20 protein-coding genes are annotated in these 22,699 nt (G+C 62.2%); 12 read left to right on the top strand and 8 right to left on the bottom strand.

The window, feature by feature from the left end; all coding sequences use genetic code 11:
* Window positions 1–20: 20 nt before the first annotated feature.
* Window positions 21–1,190 (bottom strand): p-hydroxyphenylacetate 3-hydroxylase oxygenase component, encoded by a 1,170-nt coding sequence (locus tag OU800_RS15020; RefSeq protein ID WP_268178099.1) that lies wholly within the window; start codon window positions 1,188–1,190, stop codon window positions 21–23.
* 270 nt (window positions 1,191–1,460) lie between these two features.
* Here OU800_RS15020 and OU800_RS15025 point away from each other — a divergent pair, with 270 nt between their 5' ends.
* Together OU800_RS15025 and OU800_RS15030 are read left to right on the top strand one after the other, a co-directional pair.
* Window positions 1,461–2,678 carry an MFS transporter gene (locus OU800_RS15025; RefSeq protein WP_268178100.1) on the top strand — a complete coding sequence of 406 codons (1,218 nt, stop codon included), beginning with the start codon at window positions 1,461–1,463 and terminating at the stop codon, window positions 2,676–2,678.
* Between the two features lie 207 nt (window positions 2,679–2,885).
* Window positions 2,886–4,754: an AAA family ATPase gene (locus OU800_RS15030; RefSeq protein WP_268178102.1), complete on the top strand. Its 1,869-nt coding sequence runs from the start codon at window positions 2,886–2,888 to the stop codon at window positions 4,752–4,754.
* Between the two features lie 167 nt (window positions 4,755–4,921).
* Here the strand turns inward: OU800_RS15030 and hpaA are convergent, their stop codons facing one another.
* Both hpaA and hpaR read right to left on the bottom strand, forming a co-directional pair.
* Window positions 4,922–5,824 carry a 4-hydroxyphenylacetate catabolism regulatory protein HpaA gene (gene hpaA / locus OU800_RS15035; protein ID WP_268178104.1) on the bottom strand — a complete coding sequence of 301 codons (903 nt, stop codon included), beginning with the start codon at window positions 5,822–5,824 and terminating at the stop codon, window positions 4,922–4,924.
* 17 nt (window positions 5,825–5,841) lie between these two features.
* A complete protein-coding gene (hpaR, locus tag OU800_RS15040) occupies window positions 5,842–6,264 on the bottom strand; it encodes a homoprotocatechuate degradation operon regulator HpaR (protein ID WP_268178105.1) in 423 nt (140 codons plus the stop codon).
* 215 nt (window positions 6,265–6,479) lie between these two features.
* Here hpaR and OU800_RS15045 point away from each other — a divergent pair, with 215 nt between their 5' ends.
* The 10 genes from OU800_RS15045 (at window position 6,480) to OU800_RS15090 (ending at window position 16,328) form a co-directional block, all read left to right on the top strand.
* Window positions 6,480–7,979: an aldehyde dehydrogenase family protein gene (locus tag OU800_RS15045; RefSeq protein ID WP_268178106.1), complete on the top strand. Its 1,500-nt coding sequence runs from the start codon at window positions 6,480–6,482 to the stop codon at window positions 7,977–7,979.
* A 240-nt stretch (window positions 7,980–8,219) separates the two neighbouring features.
* Window positions 8,220–8,867 (top strand): fumarylacetoacetate hydrolase family protein, encoded by a 648-nt coding sequence (locus tag OU800_RS15050; protein ID WP_268178107.1) that lies wholly within the window; start codon window positions 8,220–8,222, stop codon window positions 8,865–8,867.
* A gap of 10 nt (window positions 8,868–8,877) precedes the next feature.
* Window positions 8,878–9,645: a fumarylacetoacetate hydrolase family protein gene (locus tag OU800_RS15055; protein ID WP_268178108.1), complete on the top strand. Its 768-nt coding sequence runs from the start codon at window positions 8,878–8,880 to the stop codon at window positions 9,643–9,645.
* Window positions 9,646–9,664: 19 nt separating this feature from the next.
* Window positions 9,665–11,125: a 5-carboxymethyl-2-hydroxymuconate semialdehyde dehydrogenase gene (hpaE, locus tag OU800_RS15060; protein ID WP_268178109.1), complete on the top strand. Its 1,461-nt coding sequence runs from the start codon at window positions 9,665–9,667 to the stop codon at window positions 11,123–11,125.
* A 91-nt stretch (window positions 11,126–11,216) separates the two neighbouring features.
* A complete protein-coding gene (gene hpaD / locus OU800_RS15065) occupies window positions 11,217–12,140 on the top strand; it encodes a 3,4-dihydroxyphenylacetate 2,3-dioxygenase (protein ID WP_268178110.1) in 924 nt (307 codons plus the stop codon).
* Between the two features lie 9 nt (window positions 12,141–12,149).
* Window positions 12,150–12,560 carry a 5-carboxymethyl-2-hydroxymuconate isomerase gene (locus OU800_RS15070; RefSeq protein ID WP_268178112.1) on the top strand — a complete coding sequence of 137 codons (411 nt, stop codon included), beginning with the start codon at window positions 12,150–12,152 and terminating at the stop codon, window positions 12,558–12,560.
* A gap of 12 nt (window positions 12,561–12,572) precedes the next feature.
* A complete protein-coding gene (hpaH, locus tag OU800_RS15075) occupies window positions 12,573–13,376 on the top strand; it encodes a 2-oxo-hept-4-ene-1,7-dioate hydratase (protein ID WP_268178114.1) in 804 nt (267 codons plus the stop codon).
* A gap of 89 nt (window positions 13,377–13,465) precedes the next feature.
* Window positions 13,466–14,266 carry a 4-hydroxy-2-oxoheptanedioate aldolase gene (gene hpaI / locus OU800_RS15080; protein ID WP_268178116.1) on the top strand — a complete coding sequence of 267 codons (801 nt, stop codon included), beginning with the start codon at window positions 13,466–13,468 and terminating at the stop codon, window positions 14,264–14,266.
* 18 nt (window positions 14,267–14,284) lie between these two features.
* Window positions 14,285–15,739, top strand: a complete 1,455-nt coding sequence (locus OU800_RS15085) for an NAD-dependent succinate-semialdehyde dehydrogenase (protein ID WP_268178118.1) — start codon at window positions 14,285–14,287, stop codon at window positions 15,737–15,739.
* A gap of 58 nt (window positions 15,740–15,797) precedes the next feature.
* Complete coding sequence (locus OU800_RS15090; RefSeq protein ID WP_268178119.1) at window positions 15,798–16,328, top strand: hypothetical protein; 531 nt, start codon at window positions 15,798–15,800, stop codon at window positions 16,326–16,328.
* A 35-nt stretch (window positions 16,329–16,363) separates the two neighbouring features.
* On the opposite strand, the gene OU800_RS15095 is transcribed toward OU800_RS15090, so the two are convergent.
* The 5 genes from OU800_RS15095 to OU800_RS15115 all read right to left on the bottom strand — a co-directional run bounded on the left by OU800_RS15095 (window position 16,364) and on the right by OU800_RS15115 (window position 22,530).
* Window positions 16,364–17,710 (bottom strand): MmgE/PrpD family protein, encoded by a 1,347-nt coding sequence (locus OU800_RS15095; RefSeq protein WP_268178120.1) that lies wholly within the window; start codon window positions 17,708–17,710, stop codon window positions 16,364–16,366.
* 16 nt (window positions 17,711–17,726) lie between these two features.
* On the bottom strand, window positions 17,727–18,920 hold the full coding sequence (locus OU800_RS15100; RefSeq protein ID WP_268178121.1) for a CaiB/BaiF CoA transferase family protein: 1,194 nt from the start codon (window positions 18,918–18,920) through the stop codon (window positions 17,727–17,729).
* A gap of 149 nt (window positions 18,921–19,069) precedes the next feature.
* Window positions 19,070–20,011, bottom strand: a complete 942-nt coding sequence (locus OU800_RS15105; protein ID WP_268178122.1) for a tripartite tricarboxylate transporter substrate binding protein — start codon at window positions 20,009–20,011, stop codon at window positions 19,070–19,072.
* Between the two features lie 319 nt (window positions 20,012–20,330).
* On the bottom strand, window positions 20,331–21,338 hold the full coding sequence (locus OU800_RS15110) for a LysR substrate-binding domain-containing protein (RefSeq protein WP_268178123.1): 1,008 nt from the start codon (window positions 21,336–21,338) through the stop codon (window positions 20,331–20,333).
* Complete coding sequence (locus OU800_RS15115; protein ID WP_268178125.1) at window positions 21,289–22,530, bottom strand: OprD family porin; 1,242 nt, start codon at window positions 22,528–22,530, stop codon at window positions 21,289–21,291. The genes OU800_RS15110 and OU800_RS15115 overlap by 50 nt, the downstream gene beginning before the upstream one ends.
* Window positions 22,531–22,699 lie beyond the last annotated feature (169 nt).

Here is a 22,699-nt window from a genome sequence, read left to right on the forward strand (position 1 = left end):
AACGCAAGGTGCAGCCGGGCTCAGACCATGCTTGGGTCCGGCTCCAGGCCCATCAGCTCACGGCCGAGGATCTGCGCACAGACGTCATAGTCGGTGTAGGCATGGGCGCCGGTCATGTGCGAATCACGGAACAGGCGCTGCATCTCGTTGCTCTCGAACCAGGACGTACCACCGGCCGCCTCGAACAGGCGATCGACCGCCTGAATGCACATCTTCACCGCATAGGCCTGATTGGTGCGCCAGAACGCCAGGGTCTCGCGGCTTGGGTACTGATGACGCTCGGCATGCTCGGCGTGCTCGGCCCAGGTCTTTTCCAGAAAGGCACGCGCGGCGCCGACTTGGTGAGTGGACTCGGCCAGGCGCATCAGCGCCGGCGTGGCGGTGCCGACATTGACGCCCGTGTAGGCACGCACGCGGTTCCTGGTCTTTTCCTTGTAGGCATCCAGCATGCGCTCGGCCACACCCAGGCCGATGGCGGCGAAGCCGCTGGCGAAGTACGGGCGATAAGGCGCGTAGAAAATCTTGCTGTCGGGGTACAGCCCGAACCCGGCGGACTTGCCCTCCATCATGTCCTTGGCTTTCTGGATGCGGTAGTTGGGTACGAAGGCATCCTTGATCAGCAGGGTCTTGGTGCCGCTGCCCTTCATGCCGGCGGCGAACCAGTCATCGCGAATCTCGTAGTCGCTGCGCGGCAGCACGGCGAAGCAATAATCCTGACCGCCCTCGCCGTTCTGTCGACGGCAGCCGACGATGGCCCATTCGGCATGATCGCTGCCGCTGCTCCAGCCCATCTCACCGTTGAAGATGACGCCGCCTTCCACCTCTTCCACCTTGCCGAACGGCGCGATGCTGCTGCTCGCGGTGGCATCGGGATTGTCGCCCCAGACCTCGTTCTGCAACTGCTTGGAAAACAGCGCCAACTGGTGGCTGTGGGTGCACAACAGGCTGAAGGCCCAGGCCGTGCTGGCGCAGGCACCGGCCAGCGCGGCGACGCAGTCGGCGAACTCCGGCAGGGAAATCTCCATGCCGCCATAGGCCTTGGGCTGGAAGGCGCGGTGCATGCCGATGCCCTTGAGCAAGGCGATATTCTCGTCCGGCACCTTGCGCGCCTGCTCGGCACGCGAAGCATTGGCGGCAATGGCGGGGAGGATGGCTTTGAGGTCTTCGAGGAGTGGATTTGGCTTTTTCATCTGAGTACGAGCCCTGATTATTGTTAGCTGTAGATCGCGGCAGGTGACTCGTTGACGACACTGACAGGCTGCTCGTGCAGCCCGTCAGCCTGCGCATCAAGTGCGATTCCGGCCGAGGGACGCGCTCATTATGGGTACTGGTAGGCGGGCTAAAAATGCATCTTCCGGGGACTAAATTGCACTTTTCATAGAGATTTGCAGCATTACCTCGCAACAACGTTAATCTATTAACGACCACCCCACTGGCGACCTCTGCCCGGACGCACCCCGATGCCCGCCCTTCCCCTCGCGCCCCAACACCACCTGCTGCGCGCCCTGCGTCACCGTAACTTTCGCCTGTACTTCATCGGCCATGCCATTTCGACATTGGGCACCTGGATCCAGCAGGTGGCACTGGCCTGGCTGATCTATCGCCTGAGCGGATCAGCGGCCTTGCTCGGCCTAACCACCTGTGTCGCCCTATTGCCACAACTATTCGTCGGCCCCCTGGCCGGCGCCTGGATCGACCGCCACGACAAACGCCGCCTGCTCATCCTGGTCGAGGCTCTGCTCGGCGTGCAGGCGCTGGTGCTGGCCCTGCTCACCTGGCTCGGCTGGATAAACCCGGTACTGATAGTCGCCATGGCCGCACTGATGGGCGTGCTCAACGCCTTCGACACGCCCTTGCGACAGTCGCTGCTCAGCCAGTTCATCGACGACCGCGCCGACCTGCCCAACGCCCTGGCCCTCAACGCCATGCTGTTCACCGCCTCGCGCTTCATCGGCCCGCCCCTGGCGGGGCTGCTGCTGGGCGTATCCAGCGAGGCGCTGTGCTTTTTCCTCAATGGTTTGTCCTACCTGGCGCTGGTGATTGGCCTACTGCTGATCCACCTGCGCCCCGCCGAACGGGCGGCCGGCTCCTACCGCCACCTGCTCGGTGAAGGCCTGCGCTACGCCCGGCACAACCCGCGCATCCGGGCGATGATGCTCAGCGTGCTGGTGATCAACTTCACGGCGTCGAGCTACGCCGTGCTACTGCCGGTGTTCGCCAAGGATATCTTCGCTGGCGACGCCACCACCCTCGGCTGGCTCTGGGGCGCTGCCGGGCTCGGCTCGCTGCTGTCGACCGTGCTGCTGGCCTCGCGCCTATCCGTGGACTCGCTGCCGCGCACCATCCTCGCCGCCAGCGCCGTCACCGCCCTGGCCCTGCTGGTCTTCGCCGGTAGCGACATGCTGCCGCTATCGCTCGCCGCCATGGCGCTGATCGGCTTCGGCATCACGGTGAGCAATGTCGGTACCAATATCGTGCTGCAAAGCGAAGCCCCGGAAGCCCTGCGCGGGCGCATCGTCTCCCTCTACACCTCCACCCGCTTCGGCTTCGACGCCCTCGGCGGCCTGCTGGTCGGGCTACTCGCCGCCCACCTCGGCGCGCCATGGGTGATGGCGCTGGCTGGAGGGGTGTTGTTGGTCTATTGCGGGTGGGTTGGATTGAGGAGCGGGCGCGGGTAATCTCAGTTTCGCTGATACACGTCAACTCGATACCAGATTCATGCTTTGCCGTAGAAACTTGCCTACTCGTGATGTCGATATTGTCGATAAGACTACCCTGACCGGACATCAGCATGCCATCTTAGACTGAGAAACCAAGTTAATACAGACAGGCCTCCTGAGTCCCAGCTTATAAATGACAGACTGCTTTCAGAAAAGGAAAAAATAGTGCAAGAAGTTCGCGTCGAAAAGATATTCATTGAAAGCTTCAAAAAAATTAAAAAAGAGACAATTGAACTAAAACCAATCACAGCAATTGTTGGAGGAAACACTAGCGGGAAAAGCAGCATCCTCCAAGCCGCACAACTATGCACATCACTAATACAAGCAGCCTTTATCGAGAGCACCGGGCGCACTATTAAAAAACTTAAAACACTCGCACCAGACGAAGTACTATACCGCCCCACCGAAAAACTTCTCAACCTTCGCAACGGTGAGCCTGCAAGCCAAACAAGAGGCTTTACCCTCGGGTATGAATGTACATTAACCCACCCAGACAACAATCAAACCCTGGCATTATCAGTTGTAGTCACCAGAGGTAAAAACGCAAACTTAGCTCTAAACTACTCTGGCGACATAGAGCTGATGCCCATTCTCGGAGATCAAGACCAGCCATTTTCCATTTTGAATCCTGGACTTTCAGGAATACCATTAAGAGAAGAGTGGAGAACCAGAGGCGCTCTTGACGCTGCTGCGATGCATGGTGATGCAAACTTATACCTGCGCACATTATTAGACCACTTACTACATAAAGAAATGGCCCCGGAAAATGTTTCCGACTGGTGCAATGGATACCTACAAATAGATGGCTTGCCAGAACACTCGCCCTGGCGCTCATTTTGCACTTTTCTCGATGCCTGCTATCCTGGCGCACGCGTATATATAAACCACAACAGTAAGAAAGATCGCTACATTGACGTAAGCGTGGAGTATAAGGAGCAATTTTTCACACTAGACTCCGCCTCAACCGGAATGTTGCAGATTATTCAGATTCTTGCCTACGCATGCTTTTATGCCCCTCCTCTTTTGATGCTAGATGAGCCAGATACACATTTGCATGCAGATAGCCAGGCCAGGTTACATCAGGCACTGAAAACTCTCACTACCAGTACGAATACCCGCGTTGTTTTGGCGACTCACTCCCCGCAATTAATGCAGCTCATGATGGATGATGAGAATGTTCAAATGATATGGCTAGACTCAGGTGAGCAAGTTGCAGTGCCTCCAGGCCAGAGACCGGCTATTCCTCTACTTATGGAGCTAGGTGCACTTAACCTTGGCGCTGAAGCATTTGACAGCAAGAACAAGCTTATCCTCCTAACAGAGGACAAAGATACCGATTTCATCAAGGCATTTACCAGAGCAAACTACAAAGGAAAATTTGCTTGCTTGTCATACCACGGCTGTGGAAATCTTTCCGGCGCACGACAACTAGCTACTCTTCTGAGCGAACTAAGGCCAGACGCCAAAATAGTAATACATAGAGATAGAGACTTTAGAACGGACGAAGAAATATCTTTCGAGCTTGAGCTAACCAAAGCACGCCTAAAGCTTGAGGGATGCGACAAAGTTTCCGAGATATTTACACCACTCAACGATATCGAACATTCTTTTCTAAACCCGCGCCACCTTCAATTCTCTTTAAAAGATATTGCAACCAGAGAACAGATCAGAGAAGCATTATCCAATGCCCTAGCAATCAAGCGTGACGACCTGACAGGAAAAATACGCTCCGCCAGAGACGTGATAAAAAGAAACCTTTACGACTGTACTCGAATGAAAAGCAAGCTAACCGAAAGGCGTATTTCCGGAATACCCAACACACCGCCAAAAGAAAAATCTTTTCTGCCGCCAGATGGAAGACACCCCTTAGAAATCTCCCAATGCCACGGAAAGACTGCTTATCGTGCATTCATCGCTGAGCTTCATAAAATCATAAAGGGCGACAGCAAAGAAATTCAACCAGCCATTCTTAGGACATCTTCTTTTTTGCGCAACAGTGAATGGACAGAAACCTTGAATAACACAAAAACTTAGAGCAATAACAACAAGCCAATAATATGAACCCAACCATGACCTTGAAGGTGATCGAAAGACTCAAAGCACTGATACAACCAGAATAAGGATACGGATTTATTTATAGCCTCGGCTGACCGCTCCTGGCCGAAAGCGCCCTTCATCACCACGCAGGGCGCACAAAGCCCCTACTCCACCACTCCCTTCGCCACCCGATACTCCCCCGGCGTCACGCCTGCATTGCGGGTGAAGAACCGGCTGAAATAAGCCGGGTCCTTGAAGCCAAGCTGGTAGCAGATTTCGTTGACCGAGCTGCCGGTGAACAGCAGCAGGCGCTTGGCTTCCTGCATCAAGCGGTCGAATACCAGGCGTTTGGACGGCAGGTCGGCGATGCGCCGGCAGATGTCGTTGAGGCGCGCTTCGGTGACGCCCAGTTGCGTGGCGTAGCGGCTCAGCGACCAGTGTTCCTGATAGTGGGTTTCGATCAGGGCGTTGAAGCGCTGGAAGATGTGCAGATCCTCGCCGCGCGCCGGCTGTGCCTGGATGCTGCGGGCCGACAGGCGCAGCAGGCTGACGAAGATCAGCCGGGTCAGCGCTGCCAGGCTGAGTTCGCGGCCAGGGCGGGCGTCGGCGAACTCACTGCGCAGCTCGTCGAACAGCAGGTTCAACCGCGCCACCTCGCCGTCGTATTGCCCGTCCAGCTCGCCTACCGCCACGCACAGGGGCGCGATCTGCGGCCCCTGGGCCAAGCCCTGGCGGCTCTCCAGCAGCGGCCAGACCAGTTCCTGGCGCACGGTGAGCACATGGCCGTCGCTGTCGGCGTCGGTGACGAAGGCATGGGGGAAAGTCGGCGGGGTGAGGAAGAACATCGGCCCCTGTTGCTGGTAGCGCTGGTCGTCCAGGTACACCCGCACCACACCGCTCTTGACGTAGTGCACCTGAAAGAAGCGGTCATGCCGATGCACCGGCATGTTGCGGCCAAAGAAGTCGGCCAGCTTGCCGAGCGCTTCGTAATGCACGTCCGCATCGGCATAGCGCTGATCGTAGACCTGGCCGATGTTGATGTTGGGGATGGGTTGCGGATCGTGCATTAGCGCCCCTAGCAGGCTCAGGGCTTGATCTGCTTGAGTTCGTTGAGCAGGCCAAGCAGTTGCTGCAGCTTCTCTTCGCCGAACTGTTGCTGAATGCGCTGGTAGTTGCGCTCCATGCCGTCACTCATGGAGAGGAAGCAGGCGTGGCCCTTCTCGGTGAGGTTGATGTGTACGCGGCGCTGGTCGGTGGTGGACTTGCGCCGCACGACGATGCCGTCGCGCTCCAGGCGGCTGAGCACGCCGGTCATGCTCGGCTTGAGGATGCAGGCCAGCTCGGCCAGGCGAAAACTCTCCATTTCCCCCTGTTGACGCAGGATGCGGATGACCCGCCATTGCTGTTCGGTCAGGCCATGCTCGTTGAGCAACGGGCGGAAGAAACTCATGGCCGCCTCACGGGCCTGCAGCAGGGTAAGGGTCAGGGAGGGTCGAGGTGTTGGCATGGCAAGGTTCACAGAACGAAATTAGTAAATAGCTTAACGAAATAAAGCAGATGGCGCCCTACCGTCAATCACTGCCTGCGTGACTGGCATGCTCATACATGGCCTGCGGCAGCCTCGGTCAAGCTCGCCGGCCTGCCCGCTCTTATGCTGAGCCCCAACTGACTCGTGCAACCGCGCGATGCCGGCAACTCATTCGCAGCAGGAGCTCCGCGCCCATGGCCACCTCTCTCGTATCTACCCTCCCCGCCGTCGAAGGATTTCTGGACAAGCGCCATCGCTCCTTCCTCGATGGTGGCCAGTGCCGCACTCAACATGAGCGGAGCATGGACATTCTCGACCCGGCAACCGCTGGCGTGCTGACCCGGGTGCAACTCGCCGATCTGGAAGAGGTGGACGCCGTCGTCGCCTCGGCCCATCGCGCCTTTACCTCGGGCTGCTGGAGCAAGCTGGCGCCTGCCGCGCGTGAACGCATCCTGCTGCGCTTCGCCGATCTGGTCGAAGCCCATGGCGAAGAGCTGGCCCAACTGGAAACCCTCAACCAGGGCAAGTCGATCCACCTGTCGCGCGCCATCGAAGTCGGCGCCTCGCTCAACTACATGCGCTACATGGCCGGCTGGGCCACCAAGATCGAAGGCCAGACGCTCGACGTGTCCATCCCCATGCCGGAACACGCGCGCTTCAATGCCTACACCCGGCGCGAGCCGGCGGGCGTGGTGGCGGGTATCGTGCCGTGGAACTTCCCGATGATGATTGCCCTGTGGAAGGTCATCCCGGCGCTGGCCTGCGGCTGCACCGTGATCATCAAGCCAGCCGACGAAACCCCGCTGACCGCCCTGCGCCTGGCCGAACTGGCGGTCGAGGCCGGCATCCCGGCCGGTGTGTTCAACGTGCTGATCGGCCGTGGCGCCGAGGTCGGCCCGGCGCTGGTGGCGCATCCGCTGGTGAACAAGGTGTCCTTCACCGGCTCCACGGCGGTCGGCAAGCAGGTGGGCATCGCCGCGCTGCAGAACATGACGCGCTTCATCCTCGAACTGGGCGGCAAGAACCCCATGCTGCTGCTGGAGGACGCCGACCTCGACAAGGCCGTGGCCGGCGCGATCGGCGGCGGGCTGCTCAATCAGGGCCAGGTATGCGCAGCCGCTTCGCGCATCTATGTTCAGGCGCGTCAGTACGAGCGCTTCGTCGAGGCGCTCAGCGCCCAGGTCGGCGCACTGAGCATCGGTGCCGGCATGGACGCCACCGCCCAGGTCGGCCCGCTGGTGTCGAAGAAACAGCAAAGCAGCGTGCTCAATTACCTGGAGATCGCCCGCCGCGAAGGCGCGCGCTTCGCCGCTGGCGGCCAGCCCGTGGATCTGCCCGGCTACTTCGTCGCCCCGACCGTACTGGCCGACATGCAGCAGCGCATGACCTGCGTGCAGGAAGAGATCTTCGGCCCGGTGCTGTCCGTGGTGCCCTACGACAACCTCGAACAAGGGCTGCAGATGGTCAACGACAGCCGCTACGGCCTGACCGCCAGCCTCTGGAGCAATGACCTGGGCCGGGTGATGGAGCTGATCCCGCAGATCGAGGCCGGCACCGTCTGGGTCAACAACCATGTCCCGGTCGACCCCAACCTGCCCTTCGGCGGCTACAAGCAGTCGGGCATGGGCCGTGAGTTCGGCCGCAGCGCCATCGAGGGCTTCACCGAAATCAAATCGGTGTGCATCACCTATTGATGACAACGAGCGGCGGCGGCATGCCCAAGGCAACGCCGTCGTCTTGCACACCGGCAAAAGTGCAATTGATTCGCCGAAACAGCCATTAAAGCCTGCATCCGGCGCCATCAATATCAACACGACACGATCAGACTCGAAGCGGGCCAGAATTTCGTTTACATATTAACTTTAAAATTAATATATTAACGAAAGCAGATGCCGAACCGGCGATGCCAAACGCCCCGAGCAGGAGAACAAGAAATGAGCCGCCCCACCGAACAGGCCGCCACCGGAACGCTTTTCGGCGTTGCGCTGAACTATCAAGGCCTGCTGCGCAGCCGCCTGGCCGAGTTCAACGAACCGCCTTACCAGCAGCCACCGCTCAAGCCGGTGCTGTTCATCAAGACGCCCAATACCCGCAATGGCGACGGCCAGCCGGTGGTGATGCCAGCCGGCGAGCGCCTGCAACCGGGTCCGGCTCTGGGCGTGGTGATCGGCAAGAGCGCCAGCCGCGTGACCGAGCAGGATGCCCTGAGCCATGTCGCTGGCTACGTGATCGTCAATGAATTCAGCCTGCCGGAAGAGAGCTACTACCGCCCCGCCGTCAAGGCCAAGTGCCGCGATGGTTTCTGCGCGCTCAGCAGCGAAGTGATCGAGCTGGCCGACCCACACGCGCTGACCCTCAAGCTGCTGGTCAACGGCGAAGTGCGCCAGGAAAACACCACCGCCAACTTCGTGCGCAGCGTGCCGCGCCTGATCGCCGAACTCAGCGAGTTCATGACCCTGCATGCAGGCGACGTGCTGATCACCGGCACCCCGGAAGGTCGCGTCGACGTACAGCCAGGCGATGAAGTGAGCGTGGAAATCAGCGGCCTGGGCCGCCTGACCAACCACATCGTGGCGCAGTAAGGAGAGCAAGATGAAACACGCCCGTATTCGCTACGAGAACCAGGTTCACACCGTCACCGTCGAGGCGGACAACGCGGTGCGCCTGGCCGATGGTCGCCTGCTCGCCGAAACCGAGGTCGAGTGGCTGCCGCCTGCCGAAGGCAGCATGTTCGCCCTCGGCCTGAACTACGCCGACCACGCCGCCGAACTGGCCTTCAAGGCGCCGACCGAGCCGCTGGCCTTCATCAAGTCGCCCGGCACCTACACCGGCCACAACCAGGTGACCTGGCGCCCGGACAACGTCAAGTACATGCACTACGAGTGCGAACTGGTGGCGGTGATCGGCAAGCCGGCGAAGAACGTCAAGCGCGATGACGCCCTCGAATATCTGGCCGGCTACACCGTTTGCAACGACTACGCCATCCGCGACTACCTGGAAAACTACTACCGCCCCAACCTGCGGGTGAAGAATCGCGACTGCACCACCCCGGTCGGCCCGTGGATGGTCGATGCCGCCGACGTGGCGGACCCGTCCAAGCTCAAGCTGCGCACCTGGATCAACGGCGAGTTGAAACAGGAAGGCACGACGGCGGACATGATCTTCGACATCCCCTACCTCATCGAATACTTCTCCAGCTTCATGACCCTACAGCCGGGCGACATGATCGCCACCGGCACGCCGGAAGGCCTGGCCGACGTGGTGCCGGGCGATGAAGTAGTGGTGGAAGTGGAAGGCGTTGGCCGTCTGGTCAACCGCATCGTCAGCGAATCCGAATTCTTCGCCGCCCACGGCAAGTGACCAACACGAGGCAGAACACATGATCAAGCACTGGATCAATGGCCAGGAAGTCGAGAGCAACGAGACTTTCACCAACTACAACCCGGCCACCGGCGAAGCCATCGGTGAAGTCGCCAGCGGCGGCGCCGAGGAAATCAACCGCGCCGTGGCCGCCGCCAAGGAAGCCTTCCCGAAGTGGGCCAATACCCCGGCCAAGGAGCGCGCCAAGCTGATGCGCAAGCTGGGTGAGCTGATCGACCAGAACGTGCCGAATCTGGCCGAGCTGGAAACCCTCGACACCGGCTTGCCGATCCACCAGACCAAGAACGTGCTGATCCCGCGCGCCTCGCACAACTTCGATTTCTTTGCCGAAGTCTGCACGCGCATGGATGGCCACAGCTACCCGGTCGACGACCAGATGCTCAACTACACCCTGTATCAGCCGGTCGGTGTGTGTGGCCTGGTGTCGCCGTGGAACGTGCCGTTCATGACCGCCACCTGGAAGACCGCGCCCTGCCTGGCGCTGGGCAACACCGCGGTGCTGAAGATGAGCGAGCTATCGCCCTTGACCGCCAACGAGCTGGGCCGCCTGGCCCTGGAAGCCGGCATTCCGCCGGGCGTGCTCAACGTGGTGCAGGGTTACGGCGCCACAGCTGGCGACGCCCTGGTGCGTCACCCGGACGTGCGCGCGATCTCCTTCACCGGCGGCACTGCCACCGGCAAGAAGATCATGCAGACCGCCGGCCTGAAGAAGTATTCGATGGAGCTCGGCGGCAAGAGCCCGGTGCTGATCTTCGACGATGCCGACCTCGATCGCGCCCTCGATGCTGCGCTGTTCACCATCTTCTCGCTCAATGGTGAGCGCTGCACCGCAGGCAGCCGTATCTTCATCCAGGAAACCGTCTACGACCAGTTCGTCGCCGAGTTCGCCGCCCGTGCCAAACGCCTGATCGTTGGCGACCCGACCGACCCGAAGACCCAGGTCGGCTCGATGATCACCCAGGCGCATTACAACAAGGTCACCGGCTACATCAGGATCGGTATCGAAGAAGGTGCCGAGCTGCTCGCTGGCGGCCTGGAGCGCCCGGCCAATCTGCCGGCGCACCTGGCCAAGGGGCAGTTCATCCAGCCCACCGTGTTCGCCAACGTCGACAACCGCATGCGTATCGCCCAGGAAGAGATCTTCGGCCCGGTGGTGTGCCTGATCAAGTTCAAGGACGAAGCCGAAGCGCTGCGTCTGGCCAACGACACCGAATACGGCCTGGCCTCCTACATCTGGACGCAGGACATCGGCAAGGCACACCGCCTGGCCCGTGGCATCGAAGCCGGCATGGTGTTCATCAACAGCCAGAACGTGCGTGACCTGCGCCAGCCATTCGGCGGCGTGAAGGGCTCGGGCACTGGTCGCGAAGGCGGCGAGTACAGCTTCGAGGTGTTTGCCGAGATCAAGAACGTGTGCATCTCCATGGGCAGCCACCACATCCCACGCTGGGGCATATAAAGCAGCTACAAGCTTCAAGCGGCAGGCTGCAAGCCGGAGCATTGCTTTCGCCTTGCAGCCCATCGTCAACAAGAACAATCCGGAGATCACCATGGGTAAGCTCGCTCTCGCCGCCAAGATCACCCACGTACCCTCGATGTACCTGTCGGAACTGCCCGGCCCGCGCCAGGGCTTTCGCCAGGCGGCCATCGACGGCCATATCGAAATCAGCAAGCGCTGCCGCGAACTGGGCGTCGACACCATCGTCGTGTTCGACACCCACTGGCTGGTCAACGCCAACTACCACGTACTCTGCGGCCCGCACTTCAAGGGGCTGTACACCAGCAACGAGCTGCCGCACTTCATCAGCAACATGGAGTACGAGTTCCCCGGCAACCCGGCGCTGGGCAAGATCCTCGCCGCCGAGTGCAACCGCATGGGCGTCGAGACCATGGCCCACGACGCCACCACCCTCGGCCCGGAGTACGGCACCCTGGTGCCCATGCGCTACATGAACCAGGATCAGCACTTCAAGGTGGTCTCGGTCTCGGCCCTGTGCACCTCGCACTACCTGGCCGACAGCGCGCGCCTCGGCTGGGCCATGCGCAAGGCCGTGGAAGAGCACTACGACGGTACCGTGGCGTTCTTCGCCAGCGGCTCGCTGTCACACCGCTTCGCCCAGAACGGCCAGGCACCGGATTTCGCCACCAAGGTCTGGAGCCCGTTCCTGGAAACCCTCGACCACCGCGTGGTGCAGATGTGGCAGGACGGCGAGTGGGAGGCCTTCTGCGACATGCTCCCGGAGTACGCCGTCAAGGGCCACGGCGAAGGCTTCATGCATGACACCGCCATGCTCCTCGGCGCGCTGGGCTGGTCGAAATACGACGCCAAGGCCGAGGTGGTGACCCCCTACTTCGGCTCCTCCGGCACCGGCCAGATCAACGCCATCTTCCCGGTCACACCACAGGACGGCTCCGCCATTCCCGCCGCCCAGGCCTCCAACCCGGCTGGCGTGCAGTCCACCAGCCGCCTGTAGGAGTTCGTCATGCCCCACCTGGTACTGCTCTATACCCCTGACGTCGAACGTGACGTGGACGTCGGGGCACTGTGTCGCGCCCTGGCCGACTGCATGCTCGAACAACGCGACGAGGCCGGCAAGGCGGTGTTCCCCACCGGCGGCACGCGCGTGCTGGCCTATCCCGCCGCGCACTCGGCGGTGGCCGATGGCAAGGGGGATTACGGCTTTCTCTACGCCAACCTGCGCATGGGCGCCGGGCGCAGCCAGGCAGTGCACCAGCAGGTCGGCGACAACCTGATGCACGTGCTGCGCGCGCACCTCGACGCCTTGCTGGTCAAACGCCCCACCGGCGTCACCCTGCAGATCGACGAAAGCCCCGGCCAGGTCTTCGACGCCAAGCACAGCAGCCTGCACCCGCTGTTCAACAAGACTTCCTGAGGTTCATTGACCATGCTCGATGCCAGCATCATTCAGCAGGCCGCCGCGCGCCTGGACACCGCCGAGCGTTCGCGCCAGCAGATTCGCCAGTTCTCCCTGGATTACCCCAGCATCACCATCGAAGACGCCTACGCCATCCAGCGCGCCTGGGTCGAGCAGAAGATCAAGGACGGGCGCAAGCTGGTCGGCCACAAGATCGGCCTGACCTCGCGCGCCATGCAGGTGTCGTCCAACATCACCGAGCCGGACTACGGTGCCCTGCTCGACGACATGCTGTTCGAGGAAGGCAGTGACATCCCCTTCGAGCGCTTCATCGTGCCGCGTGTGGAAGTGGAGCTGGCGTTCATCCTCGGCAAGCCGCTGAAAGGCCCGAACGTGACGATCTTCGACGTGCTCGAGGCCACCGAATGGGTGATCCCGGCGCTGGAAATCATCGACGCGCGCATCCAGCAGGTCGACCCGGAAACCAAGGTCACCCGCAAGGTGTTCGACACCATCTCCGACAACGCCGCCAACGCGGGCGTGGTGATGGGCGGCCGCGCCGTGCGCCCCAGCGACATCGACCTGCGCAAGGTGCCGGCGGTGCTCTACCGCAATGGTGTGATCGAGGAATCCGGCGTCTCCGCCGCCGTGCTCAACCACCCCGCCAAGGGCGTGGCCTGGCTGGCCAACAAACTGGCGCCCTACGACGTCACCCTGCAGCCCGGGCAGATCATCCTCGGCGGCTCCTTCACCCGCCCGGTGGCGGCCAGCCCCGGCGATACCTTCCACGTCGACTACGACATGCTCGGCAGCATCGCCTGCCGGTTTATCTAAGCCGCAAGCGGCAAGCTTCAAGCCACAAGAAAAGCGGCGCTTGCTTGCCGCTTGCAGCTTGCGGCTTGCAGCTCTGCGAAGGAGCCCCCATGGACATGCCCATCAACCTCTTCAAGCAGCGCCTGCAGTCCGGCCCAGCGCAGATCGGCCTGTGGCTCGGTCTGGCCGACCCGTACTGCGCCGAGCTGGCGGCCAATGCCGGTTTCGACTGGCTGCTGATCGACGGCGAGCACGCGCCCAACGATCTGCGCGGCCTGCTCGGCCAGTTGCAGGCTGTCGCACCTTACCCGAGCCAACCGGTGATTCGCCCGGTAATCGGCGACACCGCGCTGATCAAGCAACTATTGGATATCGGCGCGCAGACCCTGCTGGTGCCCATGGTGGAAAGCGCCGAGCAGGCCCGTGAACTGGTGCGCGCCATGCACTACCCGCCGCACGGCATACGTGGCGTCGGCAGCGCCCTGGCACGTGCCTCGCGCTGGAACAGCATCCCCGGCTATCTGGACAAGGCCGACGCGCAGATGTGCCTGCTGGTGCAGATCGAGAATCTCGAAGGCCTGGCCAAGCTGGATGAAATCGTCGCGGTCGAAGGCGTCGACGGCGTGTTCATCGGCCCGGCCGACCTCAGCGCCGCCATGGGCCATCGCGGCAACCCGGGCCATCCGGACGTGCAGGCCGCCATCGAAGACGCCATCGTGCGGATCGGCAAGGCCGGCAAGGCCGCCGGCATCCTCAGCGCCGACCAGAGCCTGGCACGGCGCTACCTGGAACTGGGTGCCAGGTTCGTCGCCGTCGGCGTCGACACCACCGTGCTGATGCGCGGCCTGCAAACCCTGGCAGCGGCCTTCAAGAACGCGCCGGCCCCCACCAGTGGCGGCGGCGTGTACTGACCTGAGCAAGAGAACGACATGAAACTCTCCGATCTGAATCTGCTGCGCGAACAGGCTTTCATCGACGGTCAGTGGGTTGAGGCCGACGACGCGTCGCGCTTCGCCGTGACCAACCCGGCCAATGGCGAGCTGATCGCCGAAGTGGCTTCCCTCGGCCAGGCGGAAACCGCCCGCGCCATCGCCGCCGCCAAGGCCGCCCTGCCCGCCTGGCGCGAGAAGACCGCCAAGGAGCGCAGCGCCATCCTGCGCACCTGGTTCAACCTGATCATGGAAAACCAGGAAGACCTGGCCCGCCTGCTCAGTTGGGAACAAGGCAAACCGCTGGTCGAAAGCCGTGGCGAGATCGCCTACGGCGCCAGCTTCATCGAATGGTTCGCCGAGGAAGCCAAGCGCATCTACGGCGACGTCATCCCGCATGACAAGCAGGGCCGTCGCCTGGTGGTGATCAAGCAGGCCATCGGTGTGGTCGCAGCCATCACCCCGTGGAACTTCCCCAACGCCATGATCACCCGCAAGGTCGGCCCGGCCCTGGCCGCCGGCTGCACCGTGGTGCTCAAGCCCGCCTCGGAAACGCCGCTGTCGGCCCTGGCCCTGGCGGTGCTCGGCGAGCGCGCCGGTATTCCGGCTGGCGTGCTGAACATCGTGACGGGCAAGAACTCACGCGCCATCGGCGGCGAGCTGACCGGCAACCCGGACGTGCAGAAGCTGTCCTTCACCGGCTCCACCGGCATCGGCAAGCTGCTGATGGCGCAGTGCGCGGAAACCATCAAGAAGGTGTCCCTGGAGCTGGGCGGTAACGCCCCCTTCATCGTCTTCGATGACGCCGACCTGGATGCCGCCGTGCAGGGCGCGCTGGGTTCCAAGTTCCGCAACAGCGGGCAGACCTGCGTGTGCACCAACCGCCTGCTGGTGCAGAACGGCGTGTACGACGAATTCAGCAAACGCCTGGTCGCGGCCGTCAATGCGCTGAAGGTCGCGCCGGCCGACGAGGACGGCGCCCAGCAAGGCCCGCTGATCAACGCCCAGGCCGTGGCCAAGGTCGAGGAACATATCGCCGACGCCCTGAGCAAGGGTGCCAAGGTGCTGGCCGGTGGCAAACCCCATGCCCTGGGCGGTAGCTTCTTCGAGCCGACCGTGCTCGGCGATGTCACCCCAGAGATGCTGGTGGCGCGTGACGAAACCTTCGGCCCGCTGGCGCCGATCTTCCGCTTCGACAGCGAGGCCGAAGCCATCGCCATGGCCAACGACACCGAGTTCGGCCTCGCCTCCTACCTCTACACCCGCGACCTGGGCCGTGTCTGGCGCGTCAGCGAGGCGCTGGAATACGGCATGGTCGGCGTCAACGAAGGGCTGATTTCCACCGAAGTCGCGCCCTTCGGCGGCATCAAGCAATCCGGCCTCGGCCGCGAAGGCTCGCACTACGGCATCGACGACTACATCGAGCAGAAGTACATGTGCCTGGGCATCGGTTGATGCCAACCCTCACCCTGCTTGCGGCTCTCCAATAGAGCCGCTTTTTCTGAGCGGCCTCATGATGAAAAATCTAATCAGCGCCACGCTGCTGTTTCTCAGCCAGTCCTTCAACGCCTTCGCAGGTGATGACGACGCCCTCTACCGTGAAGCGCTGCTCAAGGAACTGAACAACAGAGTCCTGGCAGGGCGAGTGGTCACGGCTCTGGCCGATGCTCACCAAGGGACGCCCCAGGGCGATTTCTGGCAGGCGTACAGTCAATTGGAAGCCAGGCAGTGGCCGCTTTATGCCCGGCAGGCCGAACAGTACGGGCTGGAACCGGGCGGCTGGATGCTCTCGCTCAAGGCCAGGGCATCGATCATGTTCGCCCGGCTCTTCCCCGCGACCTTCCTCGACAAACTGGCGCAGGCAACGCAGCGCTATCTCACCGAGTTGCAGGCCGTTACGCCACCGGGCCCGGAGGCGCAATTCTGGAACCATGTCATCGCTCAGGAGCGAGCCCAGGCCAACGCGTTGCAGCGAGCGGCACGGCACGACCTCGCGGGCGCCCGCGCGGAAATAGCCGACTTCCTGGCCAAGGCATTTCCTTGAGCCCTCTCGGAATGGGCTTCATGGATATTCGGCCGTCAGACACTCAGCCTGAGCATGCCTGGCAGTTCGTTCCCGTGGAGTACCGTCTGGCGTAGCGCGTTCAGTTGCGCCGAAGAGAGAACGCTACCGGCCAGCTCATCGAACTTGGCCACCAGCTCCGCATCCGATAGCGGATCCTCCGGGTCACCCTTGCGGGTTTGCTGGAAATGCTCGAGCTGACGCCCATCTTTCAGCCTCACGAGCAGCCTGGCCATGCGCTTTTTCGGATAAGCCGCCGCCAGTTCCTGATCCTCGCTAACGCTCACCCTGGCCATCAAGGCGCGAATCGCCGAGTGCGCCAGCGCCTCGGGGGCGAATGCCGCCAGGCGCACAGCGCCGAGCACCATCTGCGCAGCGACGCAGTATTGCAGACTGAAGCGCGCCTCCTGGGCCGATCCGGGATTGGCCCGGTTGCACATCTGGTAGGTCGCGCCGTAGCCCGCCACATGGATCGATTCGATGGCCTCGGCGGCGAAGCCCTCTCGTTCCTGCAATAGCCTCAAGCCATCGAGTGCCGGGAAAATATGCCCGCAACAACCATGATTCTTCACCGTCATGTGCATGATGGGCGTCCACGCCCCCAGGCCTTCGAGCGCCGCGGCCCAGTCACCGCTGGAAGCGCTGGTGGCAGCGGCGAAGCCGTTGTCGCCATGCAGGCTGTCGAGGGACGCCGTCACGCCATGGGCCGCGGCCATGCCCGCGAGGATGCCGGCATCGGCGGCATGGCCAGGATGCAAGGCCTTGGCCATGCCGTCGCCCTGCAGGTTCTGCTGGTGGCCCCCGGCGAAACTGCTCGAGAGCGCGATGGCATGGGCGATTCGCTCGGCATCCGCGCCGAGCAGCATCGCGGTCGCCACCGCGGCGCCGATGGTGCCCACCGTGGAAGTGGTATGCCAGTAACGATAATGGCTGGGCTGAATGGCCAGGGAAACCCGGCAGCCCATCTCGTAACCGGCGATGATCGCACGGTGCAGTTGCTCCAGCGAGGCGCCCCGATCCTGGGCCACGGCCAGGGCGGCGGATATGGTCGGGCTGCCGGGGTGATAGCCACCGTCCTTGAAGATATCGTCGAATTCCACCGTATGGCTGGCGCAGGCATTGAGCAACGCGGCATGCCGTGCCGAGGTGGGCTGGCCGTCCACGTAGCAGATGGCGTTGCCCGCGCCACGGCAGGCAGCCAGGGCCTCGGCCAACAGGGTAGACGGGGGCAATGTACAGCCCGGCAGGGTCGTGGCGAACCAGTCGAGGATGACCCGCCGGGTAGCCCAGCGCAGGTCGTCGTCCAGGTCGCGGTGGTGCCAATTGGCCGCAGCCTCGGCCAGCACCAGGGTGGGATTGCTCATCGTGGGTTCCTGAAGATCAATTGACGACACCGGCCGCGCGCAGCGTTTCGATCTCTTGCGCCCCGTAGCCCAGCTCGGCGAGGATCTCGGCGCTCTGCGCCCCCATGGGTTGCGGCGCCAGGGTGAGTTCGGGAGGGCTGTCCGACAGGTTGAAGGCCGCCACCGGAACCCTCAACCCATCCACGACGCTGCCCGAACTCGCGTGCTGCTGCAGCACCTGCCGGCATGCCACCTGGTCGTCGGCAATGGCCTCCTCCAGGCGGCGAATGCGCGCAGCGGGGATGCGCCTGGCTTGCAGAAACTGCTCCCAGTAGTCCGCCGACATGGTGCCGATGATTTTCGTCAACACCTGCGCTTCTTCGGCATGCGCATCGAGACGCTGGTTGTTGTCGGTCTTGATCATGTCCTCACGACCAAGCGCCGTCCACAAGCGGCGTTGTTGCACCAGGTTGGAGGCGCCGATCATCAGCGGCACATCGCTAGCCTGGTAGCAGCCGATGGTGGCGAAGGGGAAGGTATTGCCCTTCTGCTCCGGGTGCTTGCCGTTCCAGAGCAGCCCGGTGAGGTGCGAGCTGCTGAGGATCAGCGCGACGTCGAGCATCGAGACATCGATGAACTGGCCCTTGCCGCCATTGCGTTCGCGCTGGAACAGCGCGGTGGCGATGGCATAGGCCGCCGAAGTACCAGTGGCGTAGTCCACCACCGGAGCACCTGACTTCAGGGGCCGGCCATCGCCATGGCCGGTCATCGCCATCATCCCGGAAAAGGCCTGGATCACGTTGTCGTAGGCGGTCTGCTCACGGCGCGGGCCGTTCGAGCCGAAGGCCGAGATGGAGCAGTAGATCAGCCTGGGGTTGAGTTTCGACATTTCCTCGTAGCCCAGCCCCAGCTCATCGAAGGCACCGGGGCGGTAGTTCTCCACGAACACGTCGGCGGTGGCGATAAGCCGCTTCATCGCCTCGCGGCCCTCGGCGCTCTTGAGGTCCAGTGCCAGGGCCTTCTTGTTCGAGGCCTGGGCCATGAACGCAGTGCCCATACCCATATCGTTCAAGGCACGATCGGAGCCCTGCATGCGTGCCTGGTCGGGATCATCAGGCGACTCGACCTTGATCACCTCGGCGCCCAGCACCGCCATCTGATAACTGGCGAAGGGGCCAGCCAGTACATGCGTCGTGTCGACGACGCGAATTCCCTCGAATGCTTTGGACATGAATGTCTTACCCTGTAACCACGGACGTCTGTGGGCCAAGCCCTGAGATGGCGGTGAACGAAGGGAAACCGCCCCATTCGCGATCGCTGGCCTGGCATGACCTGGCGTTCGCCAGATCCTTGACCTGCCATCTCGCTGGCCCAGCTACTTCACTGGATGTAACCGGCTTCCTTGAGCTGGACTTCCGCCACTGCCGTTACACGCTTGACGAATTTCGTGTACTCGTCCGGCCCCATCCAGGAATCCACCACGCCAGCGTTGCGCGCGTAGTTCTGGTATTCCTCCGAGCGCATCGCCTTGTGGATGGCATCGGCGATCTGCTGCTGCAGTTCCTTGGGCATGTCCGCCGGCCCGAATACCCCGCGAACCTGCAGCCAACTGGTGTCCACCTCATAACCCTGTTCGGCGAAAGTGGGCACCTCGGGCAGACCGGTGAGCCGATCCTTGCCCAGCACGCCCAGGCCTTCGATGCGCTCGGCGTCGAAGAAGGAGCTGACGGCGCCGAGGTTGGAGACCCCGACATCGACATGCCCGCCGAGCAGGGCCGCGGTGATATCCGGGGTGGAGTTGAAGGCGACCCAGTTGAACTTGACCCCAGCAGCCTTCTCCAGCATCGAGATGCCGAGGCTCTGCATCGAGCCCGCCGGGCCGAAGCCGCCGACATTGACCTGGCCATTGCTGGCTTTGGCCTTGGCGATCAGGCCATCCAGGTTCTTGATATCGGAACCGGATTTGACGAACAGCAGGATGGCGTCCTCCTGGGTCGAGGCGATCCAGGAGAAGTCATCGATGGCGTAAGTACCCTTGAGGTTGGTCAACATGCTGGTGAAGTGCGACAGGGTATTGATCCCCAGCGTCAGGCCATCCGGGCGGGCGGCGCGAATCCGCGTCATCTGCGCGGCGCCACCACCACCCGGGGCGTTGATGACGATCACCTTCTGGCCGATTTCCGGCTCCAGGGTCTTGGCCAGGGTTCTGATGAACACATCCGCGGTTCCGCCCGCTGCCGTGTGCATGACCATGTTCACGGGCCCGGTGGGGCGCCACTCGCCTTCGGCCAGCGCGGCATCGACCGCACCGAGCATTGTCATGGCAGCCAGTACGCTTGCACCCAGGCAGTGACGGGCTTTGTTTCCAGCTTTGCTTAGCATGTTCTGACGATCTCCGACGGATGTTATTTTTTTAATTCGCTATGGGGTCAGCCCCTGAAACAAGGCTCCCAAATATCCATCGGAGGCGGTACTGACGATTTGTCAGCCAAAGCGTGCCTTTATATTGGGCAGCGCGCCAGGCGATTGAGCACAGGCGCATGCCCGCGCAGCGGCGCGCGGGGCTCGGGGGGATACGGCGCGACAGGTTATACGCCCCTGCCCGGCGGGCAGCGGCGAAAAGCGGTAACGGCAACGGCGATCAATCGGTTTGCGCCAGCAGCTCACGCATCCAGGAGAGGAATTTCAGCAGCGGTTCCGATGGCTTCATGTTGCGCGGCCAGGTCAGGTAATAGCCTTCGCCGGTCTTGCAGGTGTGCTCGAAAGGCGCGATGAAACTGCCATTCTTCAGTTGACGCTCGACGAAGGCCTTGACCGCGATGGCCACGCCCATGTTCATCGAGGCGGCCTCGTAAGCCAGTGCCGAGTTATCGAAGCGGACACCGCTATCGGCATCGACCCGGGTAGCGGTGGCTGACAGCCAGCTTGCCCAGTCGTTGGGCCGCGCCATGGAATGCAGCAAGCGCACTCGGGAAAGGTCCTGCGGCGCCTCGAGTTTCGCCGACTCCATCAGGGTTGGCGAACAGATGGGGATGAGTTCGATATCGACGAGTTTTTCCGCATGCAGATCGGGCCAGTCGCCACGCCCCGAGCGAATCGAGGCATCGATGTTCTGGGTGTCGAAATCCACTGGCGCCAATGACGAGGACAACCTGATTTCAATCGATTCATGGGCATCGTGAAAATTGGCCAGCCGGGGAATCAGCCAACGCTGCGAAAAGGTCGTGTAGGACTGAATGGAAAGGATATCCCGCCGGCCCCTGCGCGACACTTTACGTGCCGCACTGCTGATGTCCTGAAACGCCTGGGTAACGCCCTCGTACAGCTCCTTGCCCTCGCGCGTCAGCTCGATGCCCCTGTGCAAACGCCGGAACAGGGCCACCCCGAAGTATTCCTCGAGTACCCGTACCTGACGACTGACGGCCACTTGCGAGACGTTCATCTCTTCTGCGGCACTGGTCAGGCTGCAGAGCCGGGCCGCGGCCTCGAAGGCTCTCAAGGGGTTCAAGGGAGGCAGGGGATATTTCATGGGGCCACCGTGATCAAACAAAAAGCACCAGTCGCTGCCAGGCAATGGCCGCGCGACTGGTGCATCGGACTCAGAGAAGACTGAGCGGGTAACTGATGATAACGCGAGCGTCGTTGGCATCACGAGCGAAGTCGGATCTGTAGGTGGCGCTGCGCAAGCGCACACCCATCCCCTTTAAGCTGCCGCTCTGGAACACGTACTGCAGCTCGACATCCAGTTCGCGCTCACCGCCACCGTCAGCCCCTCGCACATCCGCGCCACTGCCGCGCAGGTAACGGGTCATGAAGGTCAGGCCAGGGATGCCCACCTTGGCGAGGTCATAGTCGTAGCGCAGTTGCCAGGAGCGCTCGTCCTTCTCGGCGAAATCGCCGATCTGGACGAAGTTGACCAGGTAGGGGTTTGCGCCTGCGACATAGGGGAAGGCCGAGTCCCCCGACATGACCTGATAACCAACCCCCAGCGAATGGCCGTTCAGCTTGTAGGTGCCCATGGCGCTGAATGCGCGGTTATCGATGTCACCGCCATGGGCATTGCCTTCATCGTCGCTCAGGAACAGGCGGATATCCGTGTTGAAAGCGCCCCACTCGCCCTTGCGTCGATCGCTGAGCCCCACGAACTGCTGGCGATAGATGTTCTCGAAGCGAGCGTACTGGTAACTGAAGTCGGTGTTTTCCAGAACCCTGTAGCTGAGCCCGAGCAGCTCGAAGTCACCACCGTCCAGAGAGCCGCTGAAGCGACGGTTCTTGTTGTTCAGCGCCAGGCCTTCATCGCTCGTCTGGTCGCGTTGCACGACGCGCTGGATCTGTGCGCCGGTGAGCTCCAGGCCTTTCAGCTCGCGAACCTGCAGTTGCATGCCCTCGAAGGTCTGTGGCAGCAGACGGCCATCATTGGCCTGCAAGGTTGGCCACTTGGGCAGCAGCGTGCCCAGCTTGAACTCGCTGCTGGACGCCCGCAGCTTGAGCGTGCCGCCAGCCTTCGAGTAGTCATCCGACACATCCCTGTCGTCTTCCACCGGCAGCAGCCCCGTGCCGGCCCGACCGCGGCCGGAATCGAGCTTGATACCCAGCATGCCGATGGCGTCGAAGCCGACACCGATGGCGCCGGGGGTATAGCCGGATTGGTAGCGCAGGATGAAGCCCTGCGCCCACTCTTCGCGCTGTGACTGCCCGCTTCCCTCCCTGAAGTCGCGGTTCATGTAGAAATTGCGCAGATCCAGTGAGGCTTTGCTGTCTTCCAGAAAACCTTCCGCGAAGGCCGAAGGCAGCATGAGGGCAAGCCCCGTCCCTGCCACGCACAGGGGCATGAGTTTCATCGTGTTCATCGTAAGTACCTGACGAAGGACCGGACGCCGCAACCAGGGCGGAGCCGGTCGAGGGTGGGCGAAGCCGAACTTGGGCATCACCAGGCAAGCCGAAACCCGACGCATCGACTCTGCGCAAGCGGGATAGACAAGGAGAGGTGACCCAAGCGGGTTCGATTCA

Source organism: Pseudomonas sp. GOM7, from assembly GCF_026723825.1.
Taxonomy (GTDB): domain Bacteria; phylum Pseudomonadota; class Gammaproteobacteria; order Pseudomonadales; family Pseudomonadaceae; genus Aquipseudomonas.